The organism is Achromobacter sp. MFA1 R4 (assembly GCF_900156745.1).
Lineage (GTDB): Bacteria > Pseudomonadota > Gammaproteobacteria > Burkholderiales > Burkholderiaceae_B > Achromobacter.
Map to the genome: position 1 here is coordinate 1,481,460 of NZ_LT707065.1, position 25,463 is coordinate 1,506,922.

A 25,463-nucleotide genomic window follows, 5' to 3' on the forward strand; every position below is an offset into this window, starting at 1 on the left:
GCATTTCCAGTGTCTCAATCGCCGTTTTTGCCCAGATATCAGTCCAATGGCCGCTCTTGAAGCCCGCGCAACACGTCACTACTACGACAGCGCGTTCCAATGTCAGGCAGTGAAGGTGCTCCCCAACGAGTACTACGTCACGAATGAAAACCTGATGATCTCGACCGTGCTCGGGTCCTGTGTCGCGGCGTGCATCCACGACCCGGTTACGCGCGTGGGCGGCATGAACCACTTCATGCTGCCCGAGGGCGACATGCAATCGCCCGCCTCGGCCACCATGCGCTATGGCGCGTTCGCCATGGAAGTGCTGATCAACGAACTGCTCAAGGCGGGCGCCTCGCGCGACCGCCTGGAAGCCAAGGTGTTCGGCGGCGGCGCGGTGCTGGCGGCGATGCAACAGATGAACATCGGCGAACGCAACGGCGAGTTCGTCCTGAACTATCTCAAGCTCGAAGGCATTCCCGTCAAGGCGCAGGATCTGGGCGACGTGCACGCGCGCCGCATCAATTATTTCCCGCACGACGGGCGCGTCATGGTGCGCAAGATGGCGCCGCACCACCAGCGCGCCGAAGAAATCATCGCCAAGCGCGAACAGGCCGCGGCGCAGAGTGCGGCGGCCAAGACGGCCACGCCGCAGCGCGTCGAGCGCTTCACCGCGCCCGGCGTGGAACGCTTCAACCGGCCGGGTGTGGAAAGCAGCCGTCCGGGGGTCGAACGGCTGAACCGTCCGGGCGTCGAACGCTTCGACCGCCCTGCCCGTCCCGGCGTCGAGCGCTTCGACACCGCCCTGACCCGCCGACCCAAGCCCGAAACCGCGGGCAAGTAAACGCGCAGCGGCTGGTTCTGGCCGACGGCGGACGGACCCGCCGCCCGGCCCCTACAATCACCGCATGTCCACGATCCGCCTCTTTTTCGCGCTGTGGCCCTCTCCCGCCCTGGCGGCGTCGCTGGCCGGGTGGGCGGAACAGGCCCGCCTGACCTGCGGCGGGCGCGCCATGCGCACCGAGACGCTGCACCTGACGCTGGCCTTCCTGGGTCCGGTCGACAGCGCGCTGGCTGACGAACTGGCCGCCGCCACGCCTGGACATCGGCTCACCCCGGGCGAGGCGCCGCTGGAACGGTACGGCGTCTTTGGCCGCCAGCGCATCCTCTGGGCGGGACCGGCGCAAACGCCTGCCGGCCTGCAGGCCGCGCATGACGACCTGTGGCAGTGGCTGTCCGGTTACGGACTGGCGCCGCCCCCGCAGCCGTTCCGCCCGCACGTCACCTTGCTGCGCAACATCGTTCACGCCCACCCGCCCGAGGAGCCCCCCGCGCCGCTAGCGTGGCGCTATGACCGCATGGTGCTGGTGGCGTCCGAATCGCTGACCGGCGGCAGCCGCTACCGCATCGTGGCGCAATCGCGCCCGCTGGACGGCTAGGGCACAATCCCAAGGTTGCCAACTCCTGGGTTCCCCATGATCATCCTGCTGGATCAAGACGGCGTGCTGGCCGATTTCGAACACGCCTTCATCGATGCGTGGCGCGAGCGCCATCCGGACATTGCGCCCGTGGCCTTCGAGGACCGCAAATCCTTCTACATCCGCGAGGATTACGCCCCCGAACTACGCGGCATGGCCGAGGCCATCTACACGGCGCCGGGCTTCATCCGCAACCTGCCGCCCGTGCCGGGCGCGCTGGACGCGGTCAAGGAACTGCTGGCGCTGGGCATGGACGTGCGCATCTGCTCGTCGCCGCTGTCGCAATTCGAGAACTGCGTGGCGGAAAAATACCTGTGGGTGGAAAAACACCTGGGCCGCGACGCCACCAGCCGGCTGATCCTCACCAAGGACAAGACCCTGGTGCAGGGCCACCTGCTGATCGACGACAAGCCCCACATCGAAGGCGCGGCGCGCCCGCGCTGGAAGCACATCCTGTTCGACGCGCCCTATAACCGCGAGGTCACGGACCGCCCGCGCATCAACTGGCAGAACTGGCGCGGCGTGCTGGCCGGCGAGCTCTATACGGCAGATGCCTGAGTCCGGCTGAGTCCTGTCCAACCGTCATCGTTTGGGACTATCCTGTGGAGTCGTACGCCCCACCCAGGAGGAGCCCGCGCCATGAATCTGTACCGTCTGCTCAAGCAGCGAGAGGCCGACCACAAGCCGTTGCGAGTTGCATTGTTGGGCGCCGGAAAGTTCGGCGCCATGTTCATGAGCCAGGCCCCGCGCACGCCGGGAATCCGCCTGGTGGCGGTGGCGGACCTGATGCCCGACCGCGCCCGCGCCGCGCTGACCCGCGTAGGCTGGCCCGCCAGCGCGCTCAACGCCGGCAGCATCAATGAGGCGTACAAGAGCGGCAAAGTCTATTTCTGCGACGACGCGCGCGCCGTCATCGCCAGTCCCGACGTGGACATCGTCATCGACGCCACCGGCCAGGCCGCCGCCGGCATCACCCATGTGCTGACCTGCTGCGAATACGGCAAGCACATCATCATGGTCAACGTCGAAGCCGACGCGCTGGCCGGCCCGCTGCTGGCGCGCCGCGCGCGCGAGGCGGGCATCGTCTATTCGCTGGCCTACGGCGACCAGCCGGCCCTGATCTGCGAAATGGTGGACTGGGCGCGAGCCAGCGGCTTTGAAGTCATGGCCGCCGGCAAGGGCACCAAGTACCTGCCGGAATTCCACACCTCCACGCCCGACACCGTCTGGCCCTATTACGGCTTCACCGCCGAAATGGTGGCGGCGGGAGACTTCAACGCGCAGATGTTCAACAGCTTCCTGGACGGCACCAAGAGCGCCATCGAGATGGCCGCGGTGTCCAACGCCACGGGTCTCTTGCCCTCGCCGTCCGGCCTGCATTTCCCCCCTTGCGGCGTGGACGACCTGGCGCGCGTGCTGCGTCCGCGCGAGGACGGCGGCATGCTGCATCATCGCGGACAGGTCGAAGTGATCTCGTCGCTGGAGCGCGACGGCCGGCCGGTGTTCCGCGACCTGCGCTGGGGCGTCTATGTCACGCTGGCGGCCGACAGCGACTACGTGCGGCGCTGCTTCCAGGAATATGGCCTGGTCACCGATCCCAGCGGCAACTTCACCGCCATGTACAAGCCCTACCACCTGATCGGCCTGGAGCTCGGCATCAGCGTGGCCAGCGTGGGCCTGCGGCGCGAGCCCACGGGCGCGCCGGCCGGCTGGCACGGCGACGTCGTGGCGACCGCCAAACGCGACCTGCAGCCCGGCCAGATCCTGGACGGCGAAGGCGGCTATACGGTGTACGGCCGCCTGATGCCCGCGCCCGATTCCGTCGAGGAGGGCTATCTGCCGCTGGGGCTGTCGCACAAGGTCAAGCTGAAGAATCCGGTGCGCCAGTCGCAGGCGATCCGCTGGCGCGACGTGGAATACGACGAGCGGTCCACCGCGGTGCAGTTCCGCCGCGAGATGGAACAGACCTTCGCCTAGGCGGCGACGGCGCGGGCGGCCCCGCTCAGACCGGCGCCGGCCGCTCCGCCTGGAACAGCCGCAGCCGGTCTGCCGCATTGCGCAGATGCTGTTCCGCCGCGCGGCCCGCCGCGTCCGGATCGCCGGATTCGATGGCGGCAAAGATGGCCTGGTGCTCGCTCTGCACCGCGGCCATGCGCTCGGCGTACATCCGCGCCGTGTTGTTGCGCGCGCTGCGGATGACGCGGCGCACGTTGGCTTCCAGGTAATCGTTCAGCGCCACCAGATGCGGGTTGTGCGTGGCCTGCACGATGGCCTGGTGGAATTGGTAGTCTTCCTCGTCGCCCAGCTTGTCGTTGATGAGCGCGTACTCCATGCCCACCAGCGCCTGGCGCATCTTCTTCAAGTCGGGCTCGGTGCGCCGCTGCGCCGCATAGCGCGCGGCGGTGACCTCGATGGACAGCATCAGCTCCAGGATGTGTTCCAGGTCCTGGTTGTCGCCCGGCGTGGGCGCGGCGATGCGAAAGGCGTTTTTCTGGAAATTGGGGTCGACGAACACGCCGCTGCCCTGCTGCGAGGTGATCAGCCCTTCGGACTTGAGGCGGGCCAGGGCTTCGCGCACGACCGCGCGGCTGACCGAGTGCATTTCGGTCAGTTGCTTTTCGGTCGGCAGGCGGTCGCCGGGGGCCAGCACGCCTTGGCGTATCTGCTCGGCCAGGGCCTCCGCCACCGCCGCGGACAGCGAGCTGCGGGGCGCGGCGCGCGTCGGATCGGGTTCTTGACTGGGCTGCATGTGGAATCGTTGGTACGTGAGGGCCGCGCGCGGACGCGGCGGCCGTGGTTATAGGAATGTCTCGCGTGGTGGTCCCGACAGGCTCGTGCGCGGCGGCGTCCCGGAAAATTATAGATTTGCCGGTTTTTCCAGGGCGTCGCGTCTTGCCACTTTACGCGATGTAGATCCCGCCATTGACCTGCATGACCTCGCCCGTCACGAACGCCGCCAGCGGCGAACACAGGAAGGCGATCGTCCCGGCGATTTCCTCGGCCGTGCCAAAGCGGCGCAGGGGCGTGCTTTCCAGCAATTGGGCGCCCTTCTGCCCGATCAGGTCGTGCGTCATGGACGTGGCGATGATGCCGGGCGCGACCGCGTTCACGCGGATCTGCGGCGCCAGTTCCAGCGCGAGGCTGCGGGTAAAGCTCTGCACCGCGCCCTTGGAGGCGGCGTAGGCGGCGTGCGCATAGCTGCCGCGCTGCGCGGCCAGCGACGTCAGCAGGACGATCGAGCCGTCGTGGCGCAGGTGGCGCTGCGCCGCGCGGCACGCGTAGAACGTGCCGTCCAGGTTGATGCGCATCAGCGTGCGCCAGGCCTCGTCGCTGGTGTCCTTCACGAGCTGTTCGGGATAGATGCCCGCGCAGTGGACCAGGTGGTCCAGCCCGCCGAAATGCCGGGCCGCCGCCTCGAAGACCCGTTCGCAATCATGCGAGACCGACACGTCCAGCGCGTGCGTGTACACGCGCTGCCCGCTGGGATCGAGTTCCGCCGCAACGTCCTGCAGCCGCGCATTGTCGATGTCGGTCAACACCAGCCGCGCGCCATGCGCGGCCATGAGGCGCGCCGTGGCCAGCCCGATGCCATTGCCCGCGCCGGTGATGGCGGCAACCTGCCCTTCGAACGAAATCATCCTGTCTCCTGAAGCTGTTTTGAGTCTGCGCTACACGCGGTCCGCGGGTTTTTCGCGCACCGCCCCGGTGATCAGATTGAACGCCTGAATCCGTTGCTTGACACGAGAAAAACGCTTGACCTATGATTTATCGGACAACTTTATAAAGTTGCCTGACAACTTGTACGGAAAGCTTAAATCAACCCGCGCTTCCCGGCAAGTCCGTCAGAAAAACACGGCGTCACGCCGCATAAACAGGCAGGGGACAACCAGGTGAACTTCACCGGCAGCACGACCGCATCCGCGCCATCGGCACGCCCGACGGCGCAACTCCAGACGCTCCGGCGGCCCCATGTTGCGTCCGGCCGGCACGCTGGCCCGGCGCATCGGCCGCCCGCGGTCCCCGCCATTCCCGCATCCACGCGCAGCTACACCCCCACGCCCCAGCGGCATGCGGGCGTGGCGGCCTGCGCGCCTGCCTGATCAACGCAATCACACACTCCCGTCCCACGGAGGAGACACGCATGAAATTGGCTTTCACCACCGGCCTGCTGTGCCTGGCAGGACTTACCGCAACGGCCCACGCCGCGCCCGTCAAGATCGGCCTGATCGAAACCCTGTCCGGGCCGCAGGCCTCGACCGGCCTGATGTTCCGCGCCGCCGTCAAATACGAGCTGGACCGCATCAACGCGGCCGGCGGCTGGAACGGCCAGCCGCTGGAACTGGTGGAGTTCGACAACCAGGGCGGCCCCGTGGGCGCCTCGGACCGCTTCCGCGCCGCGGCCGCCGAGGGCGTGCAGGTGCTGGTGCAGGGCTCGTCGTCGGCGATTTCCGGCCAGCTCACCGAAGACGTGCGCAAGCACAACCTGCGCAACCCGGGCAAGGAGATCGTGTTCCTGAACGTGGGCGGCGAGGCGCTGGAGCTGACCGGCCAGAAGTGCCACTTCTACCATTTCCGTTTCACCACCAACGCCGACCTGCGCGTGAAGGCGCTGACCTCGGTGATGTCGGCCGACGGCACGCTGGGCAAGCGCGTGTACGCCATCAACCAGAACTACTCCTGGGGCCAGGACATGGAAGGCGCGACCGAGCGCTTTGCCAAGCAGTATGGCTACGAGGTCGTGGGCAAGACGCTGCACGAGGTCAACAAGATCCAGGACTTCGCGCCCTACGTCGCGCGCATCCGCTCGGCCTCGCCCGACACGGTGATCACCGGCAACTGGTCCAACGACCTGCTGCTGCTCATGAAGGCCACGCAGGCGGGCGGCCTGAAGGTGCGCTTTGCCACGGTGTTCCTGGACCAGGTGGGCAACCTGGCCAACGCCGGCGAGGTCGCGCTGGGCCACTACATCGCGCACCCGTACAACATCGAAGCGGCCGGCGAGGAAGGCGCGGCGTTCGCCGAGGACTACAAGTCCAAGACCGGCCACTACCCCAGCTACACCGAACCGCAGACCGTGATCGGCGTGCGCTTCCTGGGCGAAGCCTTGAAGCAGGTCAAGCCGCAGGACGGCAAGCTGCCGGTGCCGGCACTGGCCGCCGCGCTGGAGAAGGTCACCTACAAGTCGGCGCTGGGCGACTACACCATGCGCGCCGAAGACCACCAGGTGCAGTTGCCGATGGTGGTGTCCAAGGTCAGCAAGGATGCCAAGTACAAGGCCGACGGCACCGACATGGGCTTTGCGCCCGTCAAGGTGCTGGCCGCGGCGGACGTGTCCTCGCCGGTGCAGGCCACCTGCAAGATGCAACGCCCGAAGTGATGCCCTTGCGGCGGTCCGTGCGCTGACCCGCGCGCGGGCCGCCCTGGGCACATGACAAGCGCGCACCCGGCGCGGGCCGGGCAAAAACAACGTGCGCAATAGATCGCGGGACGCCCGGCGTCCCGCGCAAGAATCCTGGAGCGGACATGGAATACTTTACCGTCTCGCTGTTGAACGGCGTGATCTACGGCCTGCTGCTATTCATGGTGTCGGCAGGCTTGACACTGATTTTCGGGATGATGGGTGTGCTGAACTTCGCGCACGCCTCGTTCTACATGATCGGCGCGTATGCCGCCTACACCCTCACGCCCGTCACGGGCTTCTGGACGGCGCTGGTGCTGGCCACGGTCATCGCCGGGGTGCTGGGCATGGGCGTCGAACGCTTCTTCCTGCGCCGCGTGCACAAGTTCGGCCACGCGCAGGAACTGCTGGTGACCTTCGGCCTGGCGTTCATCGTCGCCGAACTCATCAAGCTGTTCTACGGCGACTTTCCCGTCGACTACCGGGTGCCGCAGTTCCTGAACTTCGCGGCGTTCCGCGTGTTTGACGCCGACTATCCGTTCTATCGCCTCTTGATGGGCGGCGTGTCGCTGGCGATGTTCGCGGCCATCTACCTGCTGCTGTCGCGCACCCGCGTGGGCATCGTGGTGCGATCGGCCATCTACCGGCCGCGCATGGCCGAGGCGCTGGGCCATAACGTGCCGCTCGTCTTCATGAGCGTGTTCGGCGTGGGCGCCGCGATGGCCGGACTGGCCGGCGCGGTGGCGGGCGCGTTCTACACCACCAACCCGAACATGGCATTGGAGCTGGGCGTGCTGGTGTTCGTGGTGGTCGTGGTGGGCGGCCTGGGTTCGCTGGAAGGCGCGATGATCGCGTCGCTCCTGATCGGCCTGATCAGCTCGTTCTCGGTCGGCATCGACGCCAGCCTGGCCACCCTGTTCGGCCTGTTCGGCGCCGGGGAATGGGCCGAAAGCGTGGGCGGCCTGATGACCGTGAAGGTATCCAGCCTGGCCGCGACGCTGCCGTTCCTCTTGATGCTGGTGGTGCTGCTGGTCAAGCCGTCGGGCCTGAAGGGAGAGCAGGCATGAGCCATACCGCGACTTCCACGCGTCGCGCCACGGGCGCGCTGCTGTTGATTCTGTGCGTGGCCGCGCTGTGTGCGCTGCCATGGCTGCTGCCTGCCGGCCAGCTTGTGGCGGCCGTGCAGATGCTGATCGCCGCGCTGTTCGCCTGCGCCTTCAACCTGCTGGCCGGCCAGGGCGGCATGCTGTCCTTCGGCCATGCCGCGTACTTTGGCGTCGGCACCTTCGCCACCATCCATGCGATGAATGCGCTGGGCGGGGCCGGGCTGCTGCCCACGCCATTGATGCCGCTCATCGGCGGCGTGGCCGGGCTGCTGTTCGGCGTGATCGCGGGCTGGTTCGCCACCATGCGGTCGGGCGTGTACTTTTCGATGATCACGCTGGCGCTGGCCGAGCTGCTGCACGCGCTTGCGCCGCACCTGAAAAGCGTGTTTGGCGGCGAAGCCGGCGTATCCGCCATGCGCATGCCGGCCTGGGGCTTCACGTTCGGTTCCGACATCGAGGTGTATTACCTGGTGCTGGCCTGGGTGCTGGTGTCGCTGGCGGCGCTGTATGGGCTGACGCGCACGCCGCTGGGCCGGCTGACGCTGGGGCTGCGCGAAAACGCCAGCCGCCTGCGTTACCTGGGCTACCGGCCGCATGCGCTCAAGACCATGGTGTTCGCGCTGTCGGCCATGTTCGCCGGGATCGCGGGCGGCCTGCAGGCGCTGAACATCGAAGCGGGCAACTACGTGCTGTTCGAGGTCAAGCTGTCCACGGATGCGGTGCTGTTCGCCTACATCGGCGGCGTCAACGCGTTCCTCGGCCCCGTGCTGGGCGCCTCGATCCTCACCTTCCTGTCGCAGACGCTGGCCGACATCACGCGGTCCTGGCTGCTGTACCAGGGCATCCTGTTCGTGCTGGTGATGCTGTTCGTGCCGGACGGCCTGGTCGGGCTGGTGCAGCGCGCCGCCAAGTCGCTGCGCGAGCGCGGGCTGGCCAACTGGCTGCCGCGCGCCGCGGTGTCGGTGGCCGGCGGCCTGCTGCTGACCGGCGCCACGGTCTTCACCGTGGAGCTGCTGCAACGCATGTTCGCGCGCGATTACCGCGCCCTGCTCGCCATGAACCCCGAGGCGGGCTGGCCCGCCATCCCGCTGTTCGGCCACGACTGGGCGCCCCTTGCCGTATCGACCTGGCTGGTGCCGCTGGCCCTGTTCGCCGCGGGCCTTGCGGCCTGCCGCTGGGCCCTGGCCCTGTGGCGCGACGCCGGCGAAGCCGCCCCCCTGCTGGAGCCCGCCCAATGAGCCACGACATCCTGACCCTGACCGACGTGCGCAAGTCCTTTGGCGACGCGCAGATCATCCGCGGCGTGAACCTGGCCATCGAAGCCGGCGAACGCCATGCCGTCATCGGTCCCAACGGCGCGGGCAAGTCCACGCTGTTCCACCTGATGTCCGGCTCGTTCGCGCCGACGTCGGGCGACATCAATCTGCGCTCTCGTTCCATCGGCGGCCTGGCCCCCGAAGCCATCAACCGGCTGGGGCTGGCGCGCTCGTTCCAGATCACCAACGTGTTCCCCCGCCTGTCCGTGCGCGAGAACCTGCGGCTGGCGGTGCAGCGCATGCATGGCCTGGTCTACAACTTCTGGCGGCCCATCGCGCGCAACCGCGCCGTGAACGAGGACGTGGACCGCCTGCTGGAAAAGGTGCGGCTGACGGCCAGGCAGCACACTGCCGCCGGCGACCTGAACTACTCCGAGCAGCGCTCGCTGGAAATCGGCATGACGCTGGCCTCGCGCCCCAAGGTCATCCTGCTGGACGAGCCCATGGCCGGCATGTCGCAGCACGAGGTCGACTACACGGTCGAACTGATCAAGGACGTGACGCGCGACTGCACGCTGCTGATCGTCGAGCACGACATGCAGGTGGTGTTCTCGCTGGCGGACCGCATCAGCGTGCTGGTCTACGGCGAAATCCTGGCGACCGGCACGCCCGACGCCATTCGCGGCGATGCCCGCGTGCGCGAAGCCTACCTGGGAGAGGAAACGGTATGACGACGCAATCCCCCCTCTTGTCGCTGCAAGGCGTGCATGCCCATTACGGCAAGAGCCACATCCTGCACGGCATCGACCTGTCGATCGGACGCGGCGAAGTCGTCAGCCTGCTGGGCCGCAACGGCGCGGGCCGCTCCACCACCATGAAGAGCGTCATGGGGCTGGTGGACGTGACCGGCGGCCGCATCGCCATCGAAGGCCGCGACATCACCAACAAGCGCCCCTTCGAGATCGCGCGCGCCGGACTGGCCTTCGTGCCCGAGGAACGCGAGGTCTTCGCCAACCTGACGGTGGACGAGAACCTGCGCATGGGCGAACAGCCCCGGCGCGACGACGCCCCGTACTGGACGGTGGCGCAGATGTTCGACTACTTCCCGCGCCTGAAGGAACGCCGCGACACCCGCGCCGGCAACCTGTCGGGTGGCGAGCAGCAGATGCTGACCATGTGCCGGTCGCTGCTGGGCAACCCCAAGGTCATCCTGATCGACGAACCCACCGAAGGGCTGGCGCCCAAGATCGTCGAGGTGATCGCCGATGTCATCCGGGATATCCACAAGCAGGGCGTGTCGGTGGTGCTGGTGGAACAGAAGCTGACGATCGCGCTGAAGGTGTCGACCCGCGTCAGCGTGATGGGCCACGGCCGCATCGTGTTCGAAGGACCGCCCGCGCAACTGCATGAGCGCCAGGACGTCGTCCAGGAATGGCTGGCGGTCTAGCCCGCCTACGTACTCATCCTTTACAGGCACACATCGTGGACAACACCACTGAAGTCATCCATCCGGAGTTGCGCGGCCAGGCAGTCGTCATCACCGGCGGCGCAAAGGGCATCGGCTACAGCACCGCGCTGGCGTTTGCGCGCCAGGGCGCGCGCGTCGCGCTGCTGGACATGGACCCGGACGCGCTGGATGCCGCCGTCGCCGGTCTGGCGGAGGCCGGCGCGGGAATTGGCGCGGGCACCGGCGCGCAGGCCATGGCCGTGCAGGCGTCCGTCACCGATGCCGACGCCGTCGAGCGCGCCTTCGCCCAGGTCGAGCAGGCCTGGGGCGGCATCGACGTGCTGGTCAACAACGCCGGCATCTCGGCCAACAAGCCCACGCTGGACGTCACCGTGGACGAATGGCGCCGCGCCGTGGACATCAACCTGACCGGCGTCTTCCTGTGCGCGCAGGCCGCGGGCCGGCGCATGGTGCCCGCGGGCGCGGGCTGCATCATCAATCTGGCCTCGATGTACGGCGTGGTGGCGGCCCCCGACCGCGCCGCCTACTGCGCCACCAAGGGCGCGGTGGTGCTGCTGACCGAGACCCTGGCGGTGGAATGGGGCCCGATGGGCGTGCGCGTCAACGCGCTGGCGCCCGGCTACGTCGAAACCGACCTGGTGCGCGACCTGGCCGCGCGCGGCCGGCTGGACCCCGAACGCCTGAAGCAACGCACGCCCCTGCGCCGTCTGGCGCAGCCGGCCGAAATGGCCGACCTGGCGGTTTTCCTGGCCTCGCGCCAGGCCGCCTACATCACCGGACACACCCTGGTGGCCGACGGCGGCTGGAGCCGCTACAGCTACCTCTGACGCTAACCGCACCGACGCACAAAAACACTGGAGATTCACTCATGGCCACCTACCAACCGCTCGAGCCCCAGGCGCCCTGGCGGCAACTGACGGCCGAGGCCTCGGACTGGCAGCAGGCGGACGCCGCGCTGCTCGGCACGATGCTGACGCAGCTGCACTGGATCCGCGCTTTTGAAGAAGCCGTGCTGGAACTGGCCGCCGAAGGCCTGGTGCACGGCCCCGCGCACTCGTCAGTGGGCCAGGAAGGCGGCGCCGTCGGTTCGGTGCTGGCCCTGGGCGCCGGCGACCAGATCAACGGCTCGCACCGCGGCCATCATCAGTTCCTGGCCAAGGCGCTGCAACACGTCGCGCCGCAGGGCCTGGACCCGCGCAACCCCCTCACGCCCGCCATCGACGAGGTCCTGCACAAGACCCTGGCCGAGATCATGGGCCTGGCGGACGGCTACTGCCGCGGCCGCGGCGGCAGCATGCACCTGCGCTGGCTGGAAGCGGGCGCGCTGGGCACCAACGCCATCGTCGGCGGCGGCGTGCCGCTGGCGGCCGGCGCGGCCTGGGCGCACAAGCACGCGGGCACCGACCGCGTGGCCGTGACGTACTTCGGCGACGGCGCGGTGAACATCGGCTCCGTGCTGGAAACGATGAACCTCACCGCCGCGTGGAAGACGCCGCTGTGCTTTTTCATCGAGAACAACCGCTACGCCGTGTCGACCACCGTGGAGGAATCCACCGCCGAACCGCGCCTGTCGGCGCGCGGCCTGGCCTTCAACATCCCGTCCTGGAAGGTCGACGGCATGGACCCGCTGGCCGTGCACCTGGCCATGTCCGAAGCCGTGGCGCACATGCGCGCCGGCAAGGGTCCGACCATCGTCGAAGTGGACGTCTACCGGTTCTTTCACCAGAACGGCCCCTTCCCTGGCAGCGCCTTCGGCTATCGCACCAAGGACGAGGAGGCAGCGTGGCGCCTGCGCGACCCGCTGGACCGCATCGCGTCGGAGATGATTGCCCGCAAACTGGTCACGCAGGCCGACGTGGACGCGCTGCGCCAGCGTTGCAAGGACGTGATGAAAGACGTGTCCGGCCGCCTGACGGAAGCGGCGGACGGCGGCAAGCGCCGCGTGCGCGCCGACCTGTGGCCCAGCCCGGACTTTCGCGACGTGGGCCTGCGCAGCGACGGCGCGGAACTGGACGGCCTGCGCTACCAGGAGGCCGCGGACCACGCCGGTGCAATGGTCGAACGCAAATTCGTCGATGCGGTCGCCGATGTGCTCGACCGCCGCATGGAAACGGACCCGGGGGTCGTGGTGCTGGGTGAGGACGTGCACCGCCTGAAGGGCGGCACCAACGGCGCCACGCGCGGCCTGAAAGACAAGTATCCGGATCGCGTGCTGGGCACGCCGATTTCCGAGAACGCCTTCGCCGGGCTGGGCGGCGGGCTGGCGATGGACGGCCGCTACCGGCCCGTCGTGGAATTCATGTACCCGGACTTCATGTGGGTCGCGGCGGACCAGATCTTCAACCAGATCGGCAAGGCGCGCCACATGTTTGGCGGCGACATCGACGTGCCCTTCGTGCTGCGCACCAAGGTCGCGATGGGCACGGGCTATGGCTCGCAGCATTCGATGGACCCGGCCGGCATCTTCGCCACCGCGCCCGGCTGGCGCATCGTCGCGCCCTCCACGCCCTACGAGTACGTCGGCCTGATGAACACGGCGCTGGCCTCCAAGGACCCGGTGCTGGTCATCGAGCACGTGGACTTGTACGCCTCGTCGGGCGAGGTGCCCGACGGCGACCTGGATTACGCCATTCCGTTCGGAAAGGCCCGCGTGCGCCGCGAAGGCGGCAAGGTCACCATCCTGACCTACCTGTCCATGGTCAGCCGCGCGCTCGCGGCCGCGGAGCAGGCTGGCGTAGACGCGGAAGTCATCGACCTGCGCACGCTGGACCGCGCCAGCCTGGACTGGGACACCATCGGCGCCAGCATCCAGAAGACCAACAACGTGCTGATCGTGGAGCAAGGCGCGCGCGGCACGTCCTACGGCGCCATGCTGGCCGACGAAATCCAGCGCCGCTACTTCGACTGGCTGGACCAGCCCATCAAGCGCGTCACCGGCGGCGAGGCTTCGCCCAGCATCTCCAAGGTGCTGGAACGCGCGGCATTCGCCGACACCGATGAGGTGGTCGCGGGCCTGGCCGACGTGCTGGCGGACCTGGGAGAACGGGCATGAGCGCGCTCTCGATGACCGTGCCGATGGAGGTCGGCCTGTGCTGCGCGGACCTGGATGCGCAGCTTGCGTTCTACACAGGCGTGATGGGCCTGACGCTGGTGAATCGCGTGACCGTGCCCGCCGACAAGGCCCGCGCCACGGGCCTGTCGCCGCACGGCTACGACGTGGCGCGCCTGCAGACCCCTTACGGCGAGCGCATCAAGCTGCTGCAACCGGCCGTCGCTCCGGAGCCCGCCGTGCGCGGCGCGGCCATCCTGGACCGCCAGGGCGCCGCCTACCTGACCTTCATCGTGCGCGACCTGCCCGGCGTGGTGCGCGCCCTGCAGGCGAAGGGCGTCGTCTTCGACAGCGCCCCCGCGCCGATGGAAGTGCGGACTGGCACCTGGCTCGCCTTCTTCCGCGACCCCGAAGGCAATGTGCTCGAACTGGTCGAATACGACGATCCCGCCGCCTACCGGCCCGACCTGGCCGCCTCCGCTGAATAGGAAGAACATCGTGGCATACCTCATCAAGCTCCCCTCTGTTGCCGCCGACGCCTCGGGCGGCGTGCTGCACCAGTGGCTCAAGCAGGAAGGCGAGCGCGTCGCCGTGGGCGATGCACTGGCGGAAATCGAAACTGAAAAGGCCATCGTCGAGATCAACGCCGAGCAGGCGGGCGTGCTGGGCCGCATCGTGGTCCAGGCCGGACCCGCGTCGGTGCCCATCAACACCGTGATCGGCGTGCTGGTCGCGGACGGCGAGGACGCGGCGGCCATTGACCGCGCGCTGGCCGAGCAAGGCGGCGCGGCTGTCGCGGCTTCGGCTGCCGGGGCACCGGCTGCCACAGCGCCGGCTTCCGCAGCACCGGCCGGCGGGAGATCGCCTGACCGCGCCCCCGCGTCGGCCGTGGCGCAGCAACCGGCGGGAGCCCCATCGTCTGCGGCGTCGCCGGCCAAGGCCGCCAGCGCGCCGATCCCCGGCGGCCGCCTCTTTGCCAGCCCCCTGGCCCGCCGCCTTGCCGCCCAATGGCACGTCGATCTGCTGGGCGTCACCGGCACCGGCCCGCACGGCCGCATCGTGCGCCGCGACGTGGAAGCTGCGCGCGACCGCGCACCCGCCGTGGCCCTGCCGGCCTCGTCGAGCGCCGCCCGCCCCGCCGCGCGCCGCGTGCCGCATACCGGCATGCGCCGCGCCATCGCCCGCCGCCTCACCGAAAGCAAGCAGCACGTGCCGCACTTCTACCTGACGGTCGATTGCCGCATGGACGCGCTGCTGGCCCTGCGCGCGCAAGCCAATCACGGCGGCGCCATCAAGCTGTCGGTCAACGACTTCATCGTGCGCGCCGCCGCGCTGGCCCTGCGCGAGGTGCCGGAAGTGAACGCCTCCTGGCACGACGACGACATCGAGTTCCACGCTGGCGCCGACATCTCGGTGGCAGTGGCGACCGACGGCGGCCTGGTCACGCCCATCGTGCGCGACGCGGACGTCAAGCCGCTGTCCGCCATCTCGGGCGAAATCGCCGAGCTGGCCGGACGCGCCAAGGTCAATCGCCTCAAGCCCGAGGAATTCACCGGCGGCTCGCTGACGGTCAGCAACCTGGGCATGTACGGCATCAGCCAGTTCGCCGCCATCATCAACCCGCCGCAGGCCGCGATCCTGGCCGTCGGCGCGGCCGAGCGCCGGCCGGTCGTGGACGAGGACGGGCAGCTTGCCGCCGCCACCGTGATGACCGTGACGCTGTCGGCCGACCACCGCGTGGTGGACGGCGCCGTCGGCGCGCGCTGGCTGGCCGCCTTCCGCGCGCTGATCGAAAACCCCGTGCGCATCCTGCTGTGAGTTCCGCCATGACGAAGACAAGTTTTGATCTGGCCGTGGTGGGCGGCGGCCCCGGCGGCTACGTCGCCGCCATCCGCGCCGCGCAGCTTGGCATGTCGGTGGCGCTGCTGGAACGCGCCGAACTGGGCGGCATCTGCCTGAACTGGGGCTGCATTCCCACCAAGGCGCTGCTGCACAGCGCCACGGTGCTGCGCGCCTGCCGCGAGGCCGCGCACTATGGCGTGGCGGGCGCGGGCGAGGCACGTCCCGATCTGGGCGCCATGGTCGCCCGGTCCCGCAAGGTCGCCGGCCGCCTGGGCCAGGGCGTGGCGCACCTGATGAAGAAGAACGGGGTGACCGTGTTCGCCGCCAGCGCCAGGCTTGCCGGGTCCGGCAAACTGGCGCTGGATAACGGCGCCACGCTGTCGGCCCGCCACATCATCCTGGCCACCGGGGCGCGCGCCCGCGAGCTGCCGGCGCTGCCCGTGGGCGAGCGCATCTGGGCCTACCGGCAGGCGCTGGCGCCCGCCGAGATCCCGGCATCGCTGCTGGTGGTGGGCGCGGGCGCCATCGGCGCGGAGTTCGCCAGCTTCTACCGCGCGGTCGGCGCCGACGTCACGCTGATCGACATGACGGCCGACATCCTGCCGCAGGAAGACGCGGAAATCTCGCAGCTCGCGCGCAAGGCCTTCGAAAAACAGGGCATCCGCGTGCTGACCCGCTGCGCGGTCACGGCGTCTTCGCCCACCGCCACGGGCGTCAAGGTGACGCTGCAACATGACGGCAAACCGTCGAACCAGGAGTTCGACCGCGTCATCGTCGCCGCCGGCATCGTCGGCAACGTCGAGAACCTGGGGCTGGAGCAGACCCGCGTCAAGGTCGAGAAAACGCACATCGTCACCGATGGGCTGTGCCGCACGGGCGAGGCGGGCGTCTATGCGATCGGCGACGTGGCCGGCGCGCCCTGGCTTGCCCACAAGGCCAGCCACGAGGCCGTGCTGTGCGTGGACGCCATCGCCGGCCTGCCCGCGCATCCCATCGACCCGCTGCGCATCCCGGCCTGCACTTATTCCTATCCGCAGGTGGCCAGCATCGGCATGACCGAAGCCCGCGCCCGCGAACACGCAAAGCAGACGGGCGGCGAAATCCGCGTGGGCAGGTTCACCTTCGCCGGTAACGGCAAGGCCATCGCCATGGGCGAGGACCAGGGGCTGGTCAAGACGGTGTTCGACGCGACATCGGGCGAACTGCTGGGCGCGCACATCATCCATCCCGAAGCGTCCGAACTCATCACGGGCTACGGGGTCGCGGCGTCGCTCGAGGCTACAGAGGAAGACCTGATGCACACGGTGTTCGCGCATCCGACGCTGTCGGAAACGCTGCACGAATCGGTGCTGTCGGCATTTGGGCGGGCGCTGCACGCGTAGGGCGGAATTCGAAACTTTTCGATGCCATCGGACCCACCGCTGGGACACCATTACTTGGTTTTCTTGCGTTTCCGATCCTGCGCACGCGAACGTCCCTCTCTCAGGATCCCCGAGATCCTGAATGAATCAAGCCACCGCAAGACCCGCCTCCCGACCGGGCGCATGGGCAGGCCGACTGGCCGCCTATCTGGGCCTGGCAATCACGGCGGCCAGCGCAATGGCGCTGGCCGCCGACCCGTATGCGGACTTCCTCCACGGGGCGCACGTCGGCATGTGGGCAGGCATGCTGCTCTTCGCGCCCGCCGCCTGTTATCTGGCATTTGCCAGACTGGGACGCCGACCCTGGCTAGCCGCCTGGGTCGGCTTTCTGTTGCCCCTGGTGTGCTGGCCCCTGTACTTCCAGCAGCGATTCGCCACGCCTGACGCTGACCAGGTCTACGACTACTGGGTGCTCGAAAGCGTCGAGTACCTGCCCATCAAGCGTTGGGCCACGCGCCGCCAGCACCTGGACCATGCGGGCGCGCTCGTGTGGGGACACTACATCGCCCAGGAGACGCGCAGGGTTCCGGTCGACACTGACGGAAGGCCGGTAGCCGAAGACACCCCTTGGCAGCACGCGTCCCATCAGTCCTGGACGTGCCCGGTCTGGAACGTGACGTACCTCGGGCCGTTCGTCGTGACCCACCATCACTGGACGACGCGGTACCTGCCCAACCACCGCGAACTCCCCGTGGATCTTGCAGGCTGCACGCGCGACGAGTGATGCGCCTGGAGTGATGTGCCTGGATTGTTGTGCCTGGATTGATGCGCCCAAGAAGTGGCGGGACGGCGCGCCTCGCGCCAGCCTCAAATCCTTTCCACGTAGAAATCCAGGAAACACGCAATGCGCCGCGAAAGCTGCGTGTTGCGGTGATAGACGGCGTGCATGGGCTGCAGCTGATCGGTGTATTCGCTTTCCATCACCTTCACCAGGCGGCCAGCCTGGATGTCCTCCCGCACCACGAAATCCGACAGGCAGGCGATGCCCACGCCGCGCAACGCAAGCTGCCGCTGCGTCTCGCCGCTGGACGTGGCGAGCGTCGGCGTCGCCTGGTAGCTGGTGCCGCCGGCATGGCGCAGCGGCCACGCATTCAGGCTTTCCGGCTGGGTGAAGCCCAGCAGCTCATGATCCGCCAGATCCTCCACCGTCCTGGGCACGCCGCGCCGGGCCAGGTAGTCCGGACTGGCCATCAGCCAGCGCGGAGATGGGCGAAACACACGCGCATGCAGGGTGGAATCCGTCAACGGCCCCATGCGCAGCGCGACATCGGTGCGATGCTCCATCAGATCCACGATGCGGTCGTTGCTGGTCAGTTCCAGCGAGATCTCGGGATAGGCTTGCCGGAACTCGGCAACGTGCGGCACCACGCAGTGCAGCATCACCGGCACCGACGCATCCACGCGCAGGCGGCCGGCCGGGCGTTGATGCACCATGCGCATGCACTCCTCGGCCTCTTCAAGCGCGGCCACGATCTGGCGCGCCTTGGGCAGGAAATGCCGGCCTTCTTCGGTCAGCTCCATGCGGCGCGTGGTCCGGTTGAGCAGCGTGACGCCCAGGTCTTCCTCCAGCCGATGCAGGCCGCGGCTGACTCCCGACGCGGTCTGGCCGAGCATTTCGGCGGCGGCGCTCAGCGAACCGGCGTCGACCACGCCCAGGAAAAGACGCAAGGCTTCGGAGTTCAGGGACATGGTTTAGCGCTCCTTGCGGCTAATTCGCCAGCCTGTCGGCCGCCGTCTGCAAGCCGTCCAGGATACTGTCGGCCACGTGCTGGGGGAATTCCGGGGGCAATATCGCGCGGACACGACGCACGACATCGGGCGTGCGCGACACCAGATCGTCGACCACCGCCTCCGCCCCGCGGCCGTCGGGCGTCACGACGCCGTGTTCGGTCCCCACGGCAAGCCAGTGCCGCCTGAGAATATCGCGCATGACCCAGTGGGCGTTCTTTGTTCGCACGGCCATGGCCATGCGTGCCTTGAACGGCGACAGCTGGTTGGCGCCGGTACCGATGACGGGATAGGCGGACAGTACGTCATACAGCGGCGTGAGCTCGTACGCACCGCCGGGACGCAGGAAAATGCTGAAGTTTTTTGCGTGGCCATCCGTGGCGCGCAGCATCCAGAACAGGACCTGCGACTGGAAAAAAATGCGCCGGTCCCGATCAGGCTGGCGCGAGGTGCCTAGCAGTTTCATGATGCTGCGCACGCCAGGCCCGCCGTCGGATTCGTACTTCAAATGCGGCGGCGTTCCCGTGGCCTGGCACATGTCTTCCTGCGGCAACCGGATCAGCCAGCGCTTGCCATCATCGTCACGCCACCACGTCCGGTCGAACCGCTCGACCGCCAGCACCTTCATGTCCTCGAACATCAACGGCTGGGTGCGGGCCACCGGCAGCCCATAAGCATGGAGGATCTCGGAACACAGCCACTCGTTCTCTACCGAGTGGCTCATGTCGAACTTCAAGTTGCCGACGAGGCCGAGCGGCATCTTGAAGATATGCGTCGTCGGCGTGGCGCCGTGAGGCCTGCACCAGCGGCCATCGAGCCACAGCATGGCCGTCTTTTCCTGCGCCCCGGCGATCGAGATGCGGAACCCGTCATCGTCGTCCGCATTGCGGCCGGCCAAGGGTCCGGCCGTCAGGGTGCCGCGCAGCGCCTGAGCCACTTGCGCATCGCTGAGCGCAATGGCGTCGACCTGCGTCACGGGCCCAGGCGCGACGCCGCGGGGCATGACCTGAACAGCGCCCACACAATCCCGGCCAACTTCGGCCAACAACGAGAACGCATCGGTGGAACCCACCTGGAACCGCCGTGCGACACGTTCGCGAATGTTCTGGCTGTCGGGCAGCAGGTTCTCGAAATAGCTGCGCACGGCTTGCCCCCGATGCGGCGGGTTGCCCGGCGTGAAGGGGAGCGACAGCGAGAGCGGCCGCCCCCGGTCGGAGGCGACCCATGCCGCGTCGTATTGGAGGCTCTCGCCAATCTGGGGCTGAACGCTCCAGACGCCCACGAAGTCCCCGTTCATCCAGAGATCCAGCGCGCGGTGGTGCGAACGTCGGCCCATGGCTACCAATCCGGCGTGGCCGATGCTTTGGACGCGGAGGACGTTGCACGTTGGCGCAACACGACTTCCACGCCCAGGATGCCGAGAATCTCCAGCAACCTGTCAGCGCCAAGCTTGCCGGCGTTGCGCTCAAACGCCGAAAGCGTTTGCTGCGTGACGCCCAGACGCAGGGCAGCCGCAGCCTGGGTCAGGCCAGCCTGTTTGCGGAAGGCCCGGAGCAAGGCGGGAAGCTGGTCCGCCGTGCGGACGATGAAGTCGGACATGCCAACCCTTGATGGTGGAGGTTTACAGATTCTAGGTTGTAAAACTGAAATACGCAATGTAGGCTGTATTTCATGAATACAATTTATACGCTGTATTTTCACATTACAGCCCGGAACCTGTAAGCGGAATATGCCTTCCAAAGAAAAAAGCGGCGCACGAAGTGCGCCGCCTTTCACATCAACCCGCCATCAAACGATCAGCGCTTGCCCTTCAGCTTGAGCTGCGACAGATCGCGCACCGCGCCGCGATCCGCCGACGTGGCCAACGCGGCATAGGCCTGCAGCGCCTGCGACACCACGCGTTCGCGGCCCACCGGCTCCCAGCCGTCGGCGCGCGCGTCCATCGCGGCGCGGCGGCGGGCCAGTTCGTCATCAGACACGGCAAGGTGGATCTTGCGGTTGGGGATGTCGATCTCGATCGTGTCGCCTTCTTCGACCAGGCCGATGGTGCCGCCTTCGGCCGCTTCCGGCGAGGCGTGGCCGATGACCAGACCCGACGAGCCGCCCGAGAAGCGGCCATCGGTGAAGAGCGCGCAGGTCTTGCCCAGGCCCTTGGACTTCAGGTAGGACGTGGGATACAGCATTTCCTGCATGCCGGGGCCGCCCTTGGGGCCTTCGTAGCGGATCACCACCACGTCGCCCGCGACGACCTTGTCGCCCAGGATGCCTTCGACGGCGTCGTCCTGGCTTTCGAAGACGCGCGCGCGGCCCGTGAAGACCCACTGCGACTCGTCCACGCCGGCCGTCTTCACGATGCAGCCCTTTTCCGCCAGGTTGCCGTACAGCACGGCCAGGCCGCCGTCCTTGGAATAGGCGTTTTCCTTGCTGCGGATGCAACCCGTCTTGCGGTCGGTGTCCAGCGTCAGGAACGTGGCGTCCTGGCTGAAGGCCACCGTGGTCGGGATGCCGCCGGGCGCCGCGCGGTAGAACTTCTGCGCGGCTTCGCCGGCGCCGCCGGCCACGTCCCATTGCTGGATGGCGTTGCCCAGCGTGCCGCTGTGCACGTTGCCGCAGGACAGGTCCAGCAGATCGGCGCGCGCCAGTTCACCCAGGATGCCCAGGATACCGCCGGCGCGGTGCACGTCTTCGATGTGGTACTTGTCGGTGGCGGGCGCCGCCTTGCACAGGCACGGCACCTTGCGCGAGATGCGGTCGATGTCGGCCATGGTGAAGTCCACGCCGGCTTCCTGCGCGGCGGCCAACAGGTGCAGCACGGTGTTGGTGGAACCGCCCATCGCCACGTCCAGCGCCATCGCGTTCTGGAACGCGCTCTTGGTGGCGATGCTGCGCGGCAGGACGGATTCGTCTTCTTCGACGTAGTAGCGGCGGCACAGGTCCACGACCAGGCGGCCGGCCTGCTCGAACAGGCCCTTGCGCCACGCGTGCGTGGCGACGATGGTGCCGTTGCCCGGCAGCGCCAGGCCGATGGCTTCGGTCAGGCAGTTCATCGAGTTCGCGGTGAACATGCCGGAACAGGAGCCGCAGGTCGGGCACGCGCTGCGCTCGACTTCGGCCACCTCGGCGTCCGACACGTTGGGGTCGGCGGCCTTGATCATGGCGTCGACGAGGTCGATCTTGGCGATGACCTTGCCGTCGGTGGGCGACTTGACCTTGCCCGCTTCCATCGGACCGCCCGACACGAAGACGACCGGGATATTCAGGCGCATGGCGGCCATCAGCATCCCCGGGGTGATCTTGTCGCAGTTGGAGATGCAGACCATGGCGTCGGCGCAGTGCGCGTTGACCATGTACTCCACCGAGTCCGCGATCAGCTCGCGCGAGGGCAGCGAATACAGCATGCCGCCGTGACCCATGGCGATGCCATCGTCCACGGCGATGGTGTTGAATTCCTTGGCGACGCCGCCGGCGGCCTCGATTTCCTTGGCCACCAGCGCGCCCAGGTCGCGCAGGTGCACGTGGCCCGGGACGAACTGCGTGAACGAGTTCACCACGGCGATGATCGGCTTGCCGAAGTCGCCATCCTTCATGCCGGTGGCGCGCCAGAGGGCGCGGGCGCCGGCCATGTTGCGGCCGTGGGTCGAAGTGCGGGAACGGTAGTGCGGCATGATCTGTCTCGGGCTGGTGCTGTTAGCTTGGGCGGCAAAACGGTAAATAATACGCTGGATCCGGGGCCGGCCGCCTCGCGGCCGCCCTGAAAAGGACGATTGGCCGTCAGGCGGACGCCACGCCGCGCACTGCCCAAGCGCTGGCCGGCGCGGCCGGCCCCGCGCGCTGCCGCATCACGGGGTGCGGGGCCGCAGCGCCAGCAACGCGTCCTGCAGGTGTCGCAACCCGCGGCTGAGCGGCTTGTCGCGGCGCAGGACGATGGCCAGGTCGCGCGACTGGCGCGGCGTCAGGGTCCGCACCGCCAGCGCCTCGCGCCGGCCCGCGCCCGATACGGCCAGTCCAGGCAGCACCGCGCACCCCAGCCCCGCCCCGACGATCTCCTTCATCGCTTCCGTGCTGCCCAGCTCCATGATCGGCTTGGCCGCCACGCCCGCGGCCTCGAACCAGTCGTCCACGAGCCGCCGCGTGCGCGCGCCGGGCTCGAACAGCACGAGCGGCAGCCGCGCCAGCGACTGCGGCGTCACGACCTCGGGAATGGCGGCGGCGTCGCGCGCCGGGAAGATCGCCACGAACTCGTCTTCCATCACGGTCGTCACCTGGAACATGCGGCCCGGCGCGGGCAGCGTGATCAGGACGATGTCCAGCGTATTGGCCTCCAGCCCGCGCAGCATGTCCGCCGTATTGCCCGTGCTGGCCACGATATCCAGTGCCGGAAACCGCTGGCGCAGGTCGGCCAGCACCGGCGGCAGCAGATAGGTGCAGGCCGTGGCCCCCGTGCCCAGCCGGATGCGCCCGGACACCTGCGACGCATGCGCGGTCATGGCCTGTTCGGCCTGCGCCAGCGCGCCGTCGATCACGCGGATATGGGCCAGCAATTCCAGCCCCGCCGCCGTCGGTCCCGCGCGCCTTCCCACCCGCTCCACCAGCTTCAGTCCGAAGCGCCGCTCAAGCTGCCGGATCTGCAGGCTGACCGCCGGCTGCGTCACCCCGCCCCGCTCGGCGGCGGCGGAGAAACTGCCCAGTTCGACGACCTGCGCGAATGTGCGCAAATGGTCCAGGTTCAGGCCACGCATGACTCAATCCAAAGTTTTTCTTATGAAAATCATAATAGACCAAAGCTTTATTAATGAAATGGCTTGGCTCACACTGGCGCATGTCCGTAAGAAATCCAGACGGACCGATCCTGAATCGCCCTTTCACCGCTCAATCCGCACTGACCCGCCGGCCGCCCATGTCGCCCCATTCGCCCACCGTCCTCATCCGCGACAGCGCGGAAGCCGATCTGCCCGCCATCAAGACCATCTACGCGCACCACGTGGAGCACGGCACCGCCTCGTTCGAACTCGAGCCGCCCTCCATCGCCGAGATGCGCCAGCGCCGCGCCGGCGTCCTGGAAAAGGAAATGCCCTACCTGGTCGCTGAAATCAACGGCGAAGTCGTGGGCTACGCCTATGTCACGCCGTACCGCCCCCGCCCGGCCTACCGGCACACCGTCGAAGACTCCGTCTACGTCAAGGCCGGCCGCGCCGGGCTGGGCATCGGCGGCAAGCTGCTCGCCGAGCTGATCGCGCGCTGCACGGCCGCCGGGTGGCGCCAGATGCTGGCCGTGGTCGGCGACAGCCGCAACGCCGCCTCGCTCGCCCTGCACGCCAGCCAGGGCTTTCATCCGGTTGGCACGCTGCGGTCAGTGGGTCACAAACACGGCGAGTGGCGCGACACCGTCCTCATGCAGCGCAGCCTGGGCGAAGGCGACACCACGCCGCCGCAGCGGCCATGATCCGAGCGCGCGCCGTCGTCTGCCTGGGTCTGACCCAGCTCGTCGGCTGGGGCGTCACCTTCTACCTGATCGGCGCCCTGGGTCCGGCCATGAGCGCCGACCTGGGCTGGAACACCGCCACCGTCTACGGCGGCTTCTCGGCCGCCATCGTCGTGATGGCGCTGGTCTCGCCCGCCGCGGGCGCTGCGGTGGACCGCTGGGGCGGCCACCTCGTCATGCCCGCCGGCGCCGTGCTGTCCGCCTTGGGCTGCGCCCTGCTTGCCATCACGCACACGCACGTCCTCTACTTCGCGGCCTGGGCGGCGCTGGGCGTCGGCATGCGCCTGTGCCTGTACGACGCCGCTTTCGCGGCCCTCGCCCGCGCGGCCGGCCCCGCCGCGCGCCGGCCCATGTCGCAGATCACCCTGTTCGGCGGCCTGGCGTCCACCGTCATGTGGCCCGTCGGCCACTTCCTTGCCGAATGGCTCGGCTGGCGCGGCGCCGCCTTGTGCTATGCCGCGTTCGCGCTCGCCACCCTTCCCCTCTACCTGGCCCTGCCGCGCCGCCGCTACACCGCCCCCACCGCCGCCCCCGGCACAACCGCCACCGGCCTGACGCGCACCGCGCGCGAACGCCGCCTCGCCGGCATCCTGTACGCCGTCATGGCCATGCTGACGAACTTCCTGGCCGCCGGCAACGCCGCCCACCTTTTCTCCCTGCTCACCGGCCTGGGGCTGGCCGCCGCGGCCGCCGTCAGCGTGGCCGCCCTGTGGGGCATCGGCCAGTTCGCCGCTCGTCTGGGGGATGTCCTCGTGGGCGCCCGCCTGCACCCCTTGACCCTCAACCTGGCGGTGGGCATTGCGCTGCCGCTCTGCTTTCTGCTGCCCTTGATTCCCGGCGGCCACCTGTACGCCACCGCCGCCTACACCCTGCTCTACGGCGCCTGCAACGGCCTCATGACCATCACGCGCGGCACCCTGCCTTTGGCCCTCTTCGACTTCCGCAGCTATGGGGTGCTGGTCGGCTCCCTGCTGATCCCCAGCTTCCTGCTCACGGCCGCCGCGCCCGTCGCCTACGCGTTCATCATCGAATGGCAGGGCGCACGCGCCGCCCTGCTGATTTCCGCCACGCTCGCCGCCTTCATCGCGGCCGCGGCCATTGCGTTGAGATGGAAGTTCATTGGGCGGGTGAATGAGGGGACGCAGGCAGAAGGCCAAGCGCGCGGCGACGCGGCTGCGGCGCAAGACACGGTGTGAGGGGCTGGCGCGCAAGACCCTGCCTGCATTCCATGTCCAAGCGAAGCGCATAGGACG

24 protein-coding genes are annotated in these 25,463 nt (G+C 68.3%); 17 read left to right on the forward strand and 7 right to left on the reverse strand.

Annotated features, from left to right (window positions below; translation table 11 throughout):
* Positions 1–46: 46 nt before the first annotated feature.
* From cheD to BXA00_RS06685, 4 genes are all read left to right on the forward strand, one after another.
* Positions 47–826, forward strand: a complete 780-nt coding sequence (gene cheD / locus BXA00_RS06670) for a chemoreceptor glutamine deamidase CheD (protein WP_076517299.1) — start codon at positions 47–49, stop codon at positions 824–826.
* 64 nt (positions 827–890) lie between these two features.
* Positions 891–1,421 carry an RNA 2',3'-cyclic phosphodiesterase gene (thpR, locus tag BXA00_RS06675; protein ID WP_076517301.1) on the forward strand — a complete coding sequence of 177 codons (531 nt, stop codon included), beginning with the start codon at positions 891–893 and terminating at the stop codon, positions 1,419–1,421.
* Positions 1,422–1,457: 36 nt separating this feature from the next.
* Positions 1,458–2,018 carry a 5'-3'-deoxyribonucleotidase gene (locus BXA00_RS06680; RefSeq protein WP_076517303.1) on the forward strand — a complete coding sequence of 187 codons (561 nt, stop codon included), beginning with the start codon at positions 1,458–1,460 and terminating at the stop codon, positions 2,016–2,018.
* Positions 2,019–2,099: 81 nt separating this feature from the next.
* Entirely contained in the window at positions 2,100–3,437 is a 1,338-nt protein-coding gene (locus tag BXA00_RS06685) for an NAD(P)H-dependent oxidoreductase (protein ID WP_076517305.1), read from the forward strand.
* Positions 3,438–3,462: 25 nt separating this feature from the next.
* Here the strand turns inward: BXA00_RS06685 and BXA00_RS06690 are convergent, their stop codons facing one another.
* Positions 3,463–4,209 carry a FadR/GntR family transcriptional regulator gene (locus BXA00_RS06690; RefSeq protein ID WP_076517307.1) on the reverse strand — a complete coding sequence of 249 codons (747 nt, stop codon included), beginning with the start codon at positions 4,207–4,209 and terminating at the stop codon, positions 3,463–3,465.
* Positions 4,210–4,360: 151 nt separating this feature from the next.
* Entirely contained in the window at positions 4,361–5,098 is a 738-nt protein-coding gene (locus BXA00_RS06695; protein WP_076517310.1) for an SDR family NAD(P)-dependent oxidoreductase, read from the reverse strand.
* Positions 5,099–5,601: 503 nt separating this feature from the next.
* On the opposite strand from BXA00_RS06695, the gene BXA00_RS06700 reads away from it, so the two are divergent.
* The 11 genes from BXA00_RS06700 to BXA00_RS06750 all read left to right on the forward strand — a co-directional run bounded on the left by BXA00_RS06700 (position 5,602) and on the right by BXA00_RS06750 (position 17,724).
* Entirely contained in the window at positions 5,602–6,837 is a 1,236-nt protein-coding gene (locus BXA00_RS06700; RefSeq protein ID WP_076517313.1) for a branched-chain amino acid ABC transporter substrate-binding protein, read from the forward strand.
* A 146-nt stretch (positions 6,838–6,983) separates the two neighbouring features.
* Positions 6,984–7,925, forward strand: coding sequence for a branched-chain amino acid ABC transporter permease (locus BXA00_RS06705; RefSeq protein ID WP_076517316.1), 942 nt, complete (start codon positions 6,984–6,986; stop codon positions 7,923–7,925).
* Positions 7,922–9,202 (forward strand): branched-chain amino acid ABC transporter permease, encoded by a 1,281-nt coding sequence (locus BXA00_RS06710; RefSeq protein WP_076517318.1) that lies wholly within the window; start codon positions 7,922–7,924, stop codon positions 9,200–9,202. The genes BXA00_RS06705 and BXA00_RS06710 overlap by 4 nt, the downstream gene beginning before the upstream one ends.
* Entirely contained in the window at positions 9,199–9,951 is a 753-nt protein-coding gene (locus tag BXA00_RS06715) for an ABC transporter ATP-binding protein (protein WP_076517321.1), read from the forward strand. Before BXA00_RS06710 ends, BXA00_RS06715 begins: the two co-directional genes overlap by 4 nt.
* Positions 9,948–10,667, forward strand: a complete 720-nt coding sequence (locus BXA00_RS06720; RefSeq protein WP_076517323.1) for an ABC transporter ATP-binding protein — start codon at positions 9,948–9,950, stop codon at positions 10,665–10,667. The genes BXA00_RS06715 and BXA00_RS06720 overlap by 4 nt, the downstream gene beginning before the upstream one ends.
* 35 nt (positions 10,668–10,702) lie before the next feature.
* Positions 10,703–11,515 (forward strand): SDR family NAD(P)-dependent oxidoreductase, encoded by an 813-nt coding sequence (locus BXA00_RS06725; RefSeq protein WP_076517326.1) that lies wholly within the window; start codon positions 10,703–10,705, stop codon positions 11,513–11,515.
* 41 nt (positions 11,516–11,556) lie between these two features.
* Positions 11,557–13,740, forward strand: a complete 2,184-nt coding sequence (locus tag BXA00_RS06730; protein WP_076517328.1) for a thiamine pyrophosphate-dependent enzyme — start codon at positions 11,557–11,559, stop codon at positions 13,738–13,740.
* Complete coding sequence (locus tag BXA00_RS06735; RefSeq protein ID WP_076517330.1) at positions 13,737–14,225, forward strand: VOC family protein; 489 nt, start codon at positions 13,737–13,739, stop codon at positions 14,223–14,225. The genes BXA00_RS06730 and BXA00_RS06735 overlap by 4 nt, the downstream gene beginning before the upstream one ends.
* 10 nt (positions 14,226–14,235) lie before the next feature.
* A complete protein-coding gene (locus tag BXA00_RS06740) occupies positions 14,236–15,555 on the forward strand; it encodes a pyruvate dehydrogenase complex dihydrolipoamide acetyltransferase (RefSeq protein ID WP_076517332.1) in 1,320 nt (439 codons plus the stop codon).
* An 8-nt stretch (positions 15,556–15,563) separates the two neighbouring features.
* Positions 15,564–16,961: a dihydrolipoyl dehydrogenase gene (gene lpdA / locus BXA00_RS06745; protein WP_076517335.1), complete on the forward strand. Its 1,398-nt coding sequence runs from the start codon at positions 15,564–15,566 to the stop codon at positions 16,959–16,961.
* A gap of 121 nt (positions 16,962–17,082) precedes the next feature.
* Positions 17,083–17,724: a hypothetical protein gene (locus BXA00_RS06750; protein WP_156902763.1), complete on the forward strand. Its 642-nt coding sequence runs from the start codon at positions 17,083–17,085 to the stop codon at positions 17,722–17,724.
* A gap of 83 nt (positions 17,725–17,807) precedes the next feature.
* Here the strand turns inward: BXA00_RS06750 and BXA00_RS06755 are convergent, their stop codons facing one another.
* The 5 genes from BXA00_RS06755 to BXA00_RS06775 all read right to left on the reverse strand — a co-directional run bounded on the left by BXA00_RS06755 (position 17,808) and on the right by BXA00_RS06775 (position 23,467).
* Positions 17,808–18,689, reverse strand: coding sequence for a LysR family transcriptional regulator (locus BXA00_RS06755; protein ID WP_076517339.1), 882 nt, complete (start codon positions 18,687–18,689; stop codon positions 17,808–17,810).
* Positions 18,690–18,708: 19 nt separating this feature from the next.
* Complete coding sequence (locus BXA00_RS06760; protein WP_076517341.1) at positions 18,709–20,064, reverse strand: type II toxin-antitoxin system HipA family toxin; 1,356 nt, start codon at positions 20,062–20,064, stop codon at positions 18,709–18,711.
* Between the two features lie 2 nt (positions 20,065–20,066).
* The gene (locus BXA00_RS06765) at positions 20,067–20,327 is read right to left on the reverse strand and encodes a helix-turn-helix domain-containing protein (protein ID WP_076517343.1); all 261 of its coding nucleotides are present in this window, start codon (positions 20,325–20,327) and stop codon (positions 20,067–20,069) included.
* A 197-nt stretch (positions 20,328–20,524) separates the two neighbouring features.
* Entirely contained in the window at positions 20,525–22,393 is a 1,869-nt protein-coding gene (gene ilvD / locus BXA00_RS06770; RefSeq protein ID WP_076517345.1) for a dihydroxy-acid dehydratase, read from the reverse strand.
* 174 nt (positions 22,394–22,567) lie between these two features.
* Entirely contained in the window at positions 22,568–23,467 is a 900-nt protein-coding gene (locus BXA00_RS06775) for a LysR family transcriptional regulator (protein WP_076517347.1), read from the reverse strand.
* A 158-nt stretch (positions 23,468–23,625) separates the two neighbouring features.
* On the opposite strand from BXA00_RS06775, the gene BXA00_RS06780 reads away from it, so the two are divergent.
* Positions 23,626–24,171, forward strand: coding sequence for a GNAT family N-acetyltransferase (locus tag BXA00_RS06780; RefSeq protein WP_076517349.1), 546 nt, complete (start codon positions 23,626–23,628; stop codon positions 24,169–24,171).
* Entirely contained in the window at positions 24,168–25,406 is a 1,239-nt protein-coding gene (locus BXA00_RS06785) for an MFS transporter (RefSeq protein WP_076517351.1), read from the forward strand. The genes BXA00_RS06780 and BXA00_RS06785 overlap by 4 nt, the downstream gene beginning before the upstream one ends.
* Positions 25,407–25,463 lie beyond the last annotated feature (57 nt).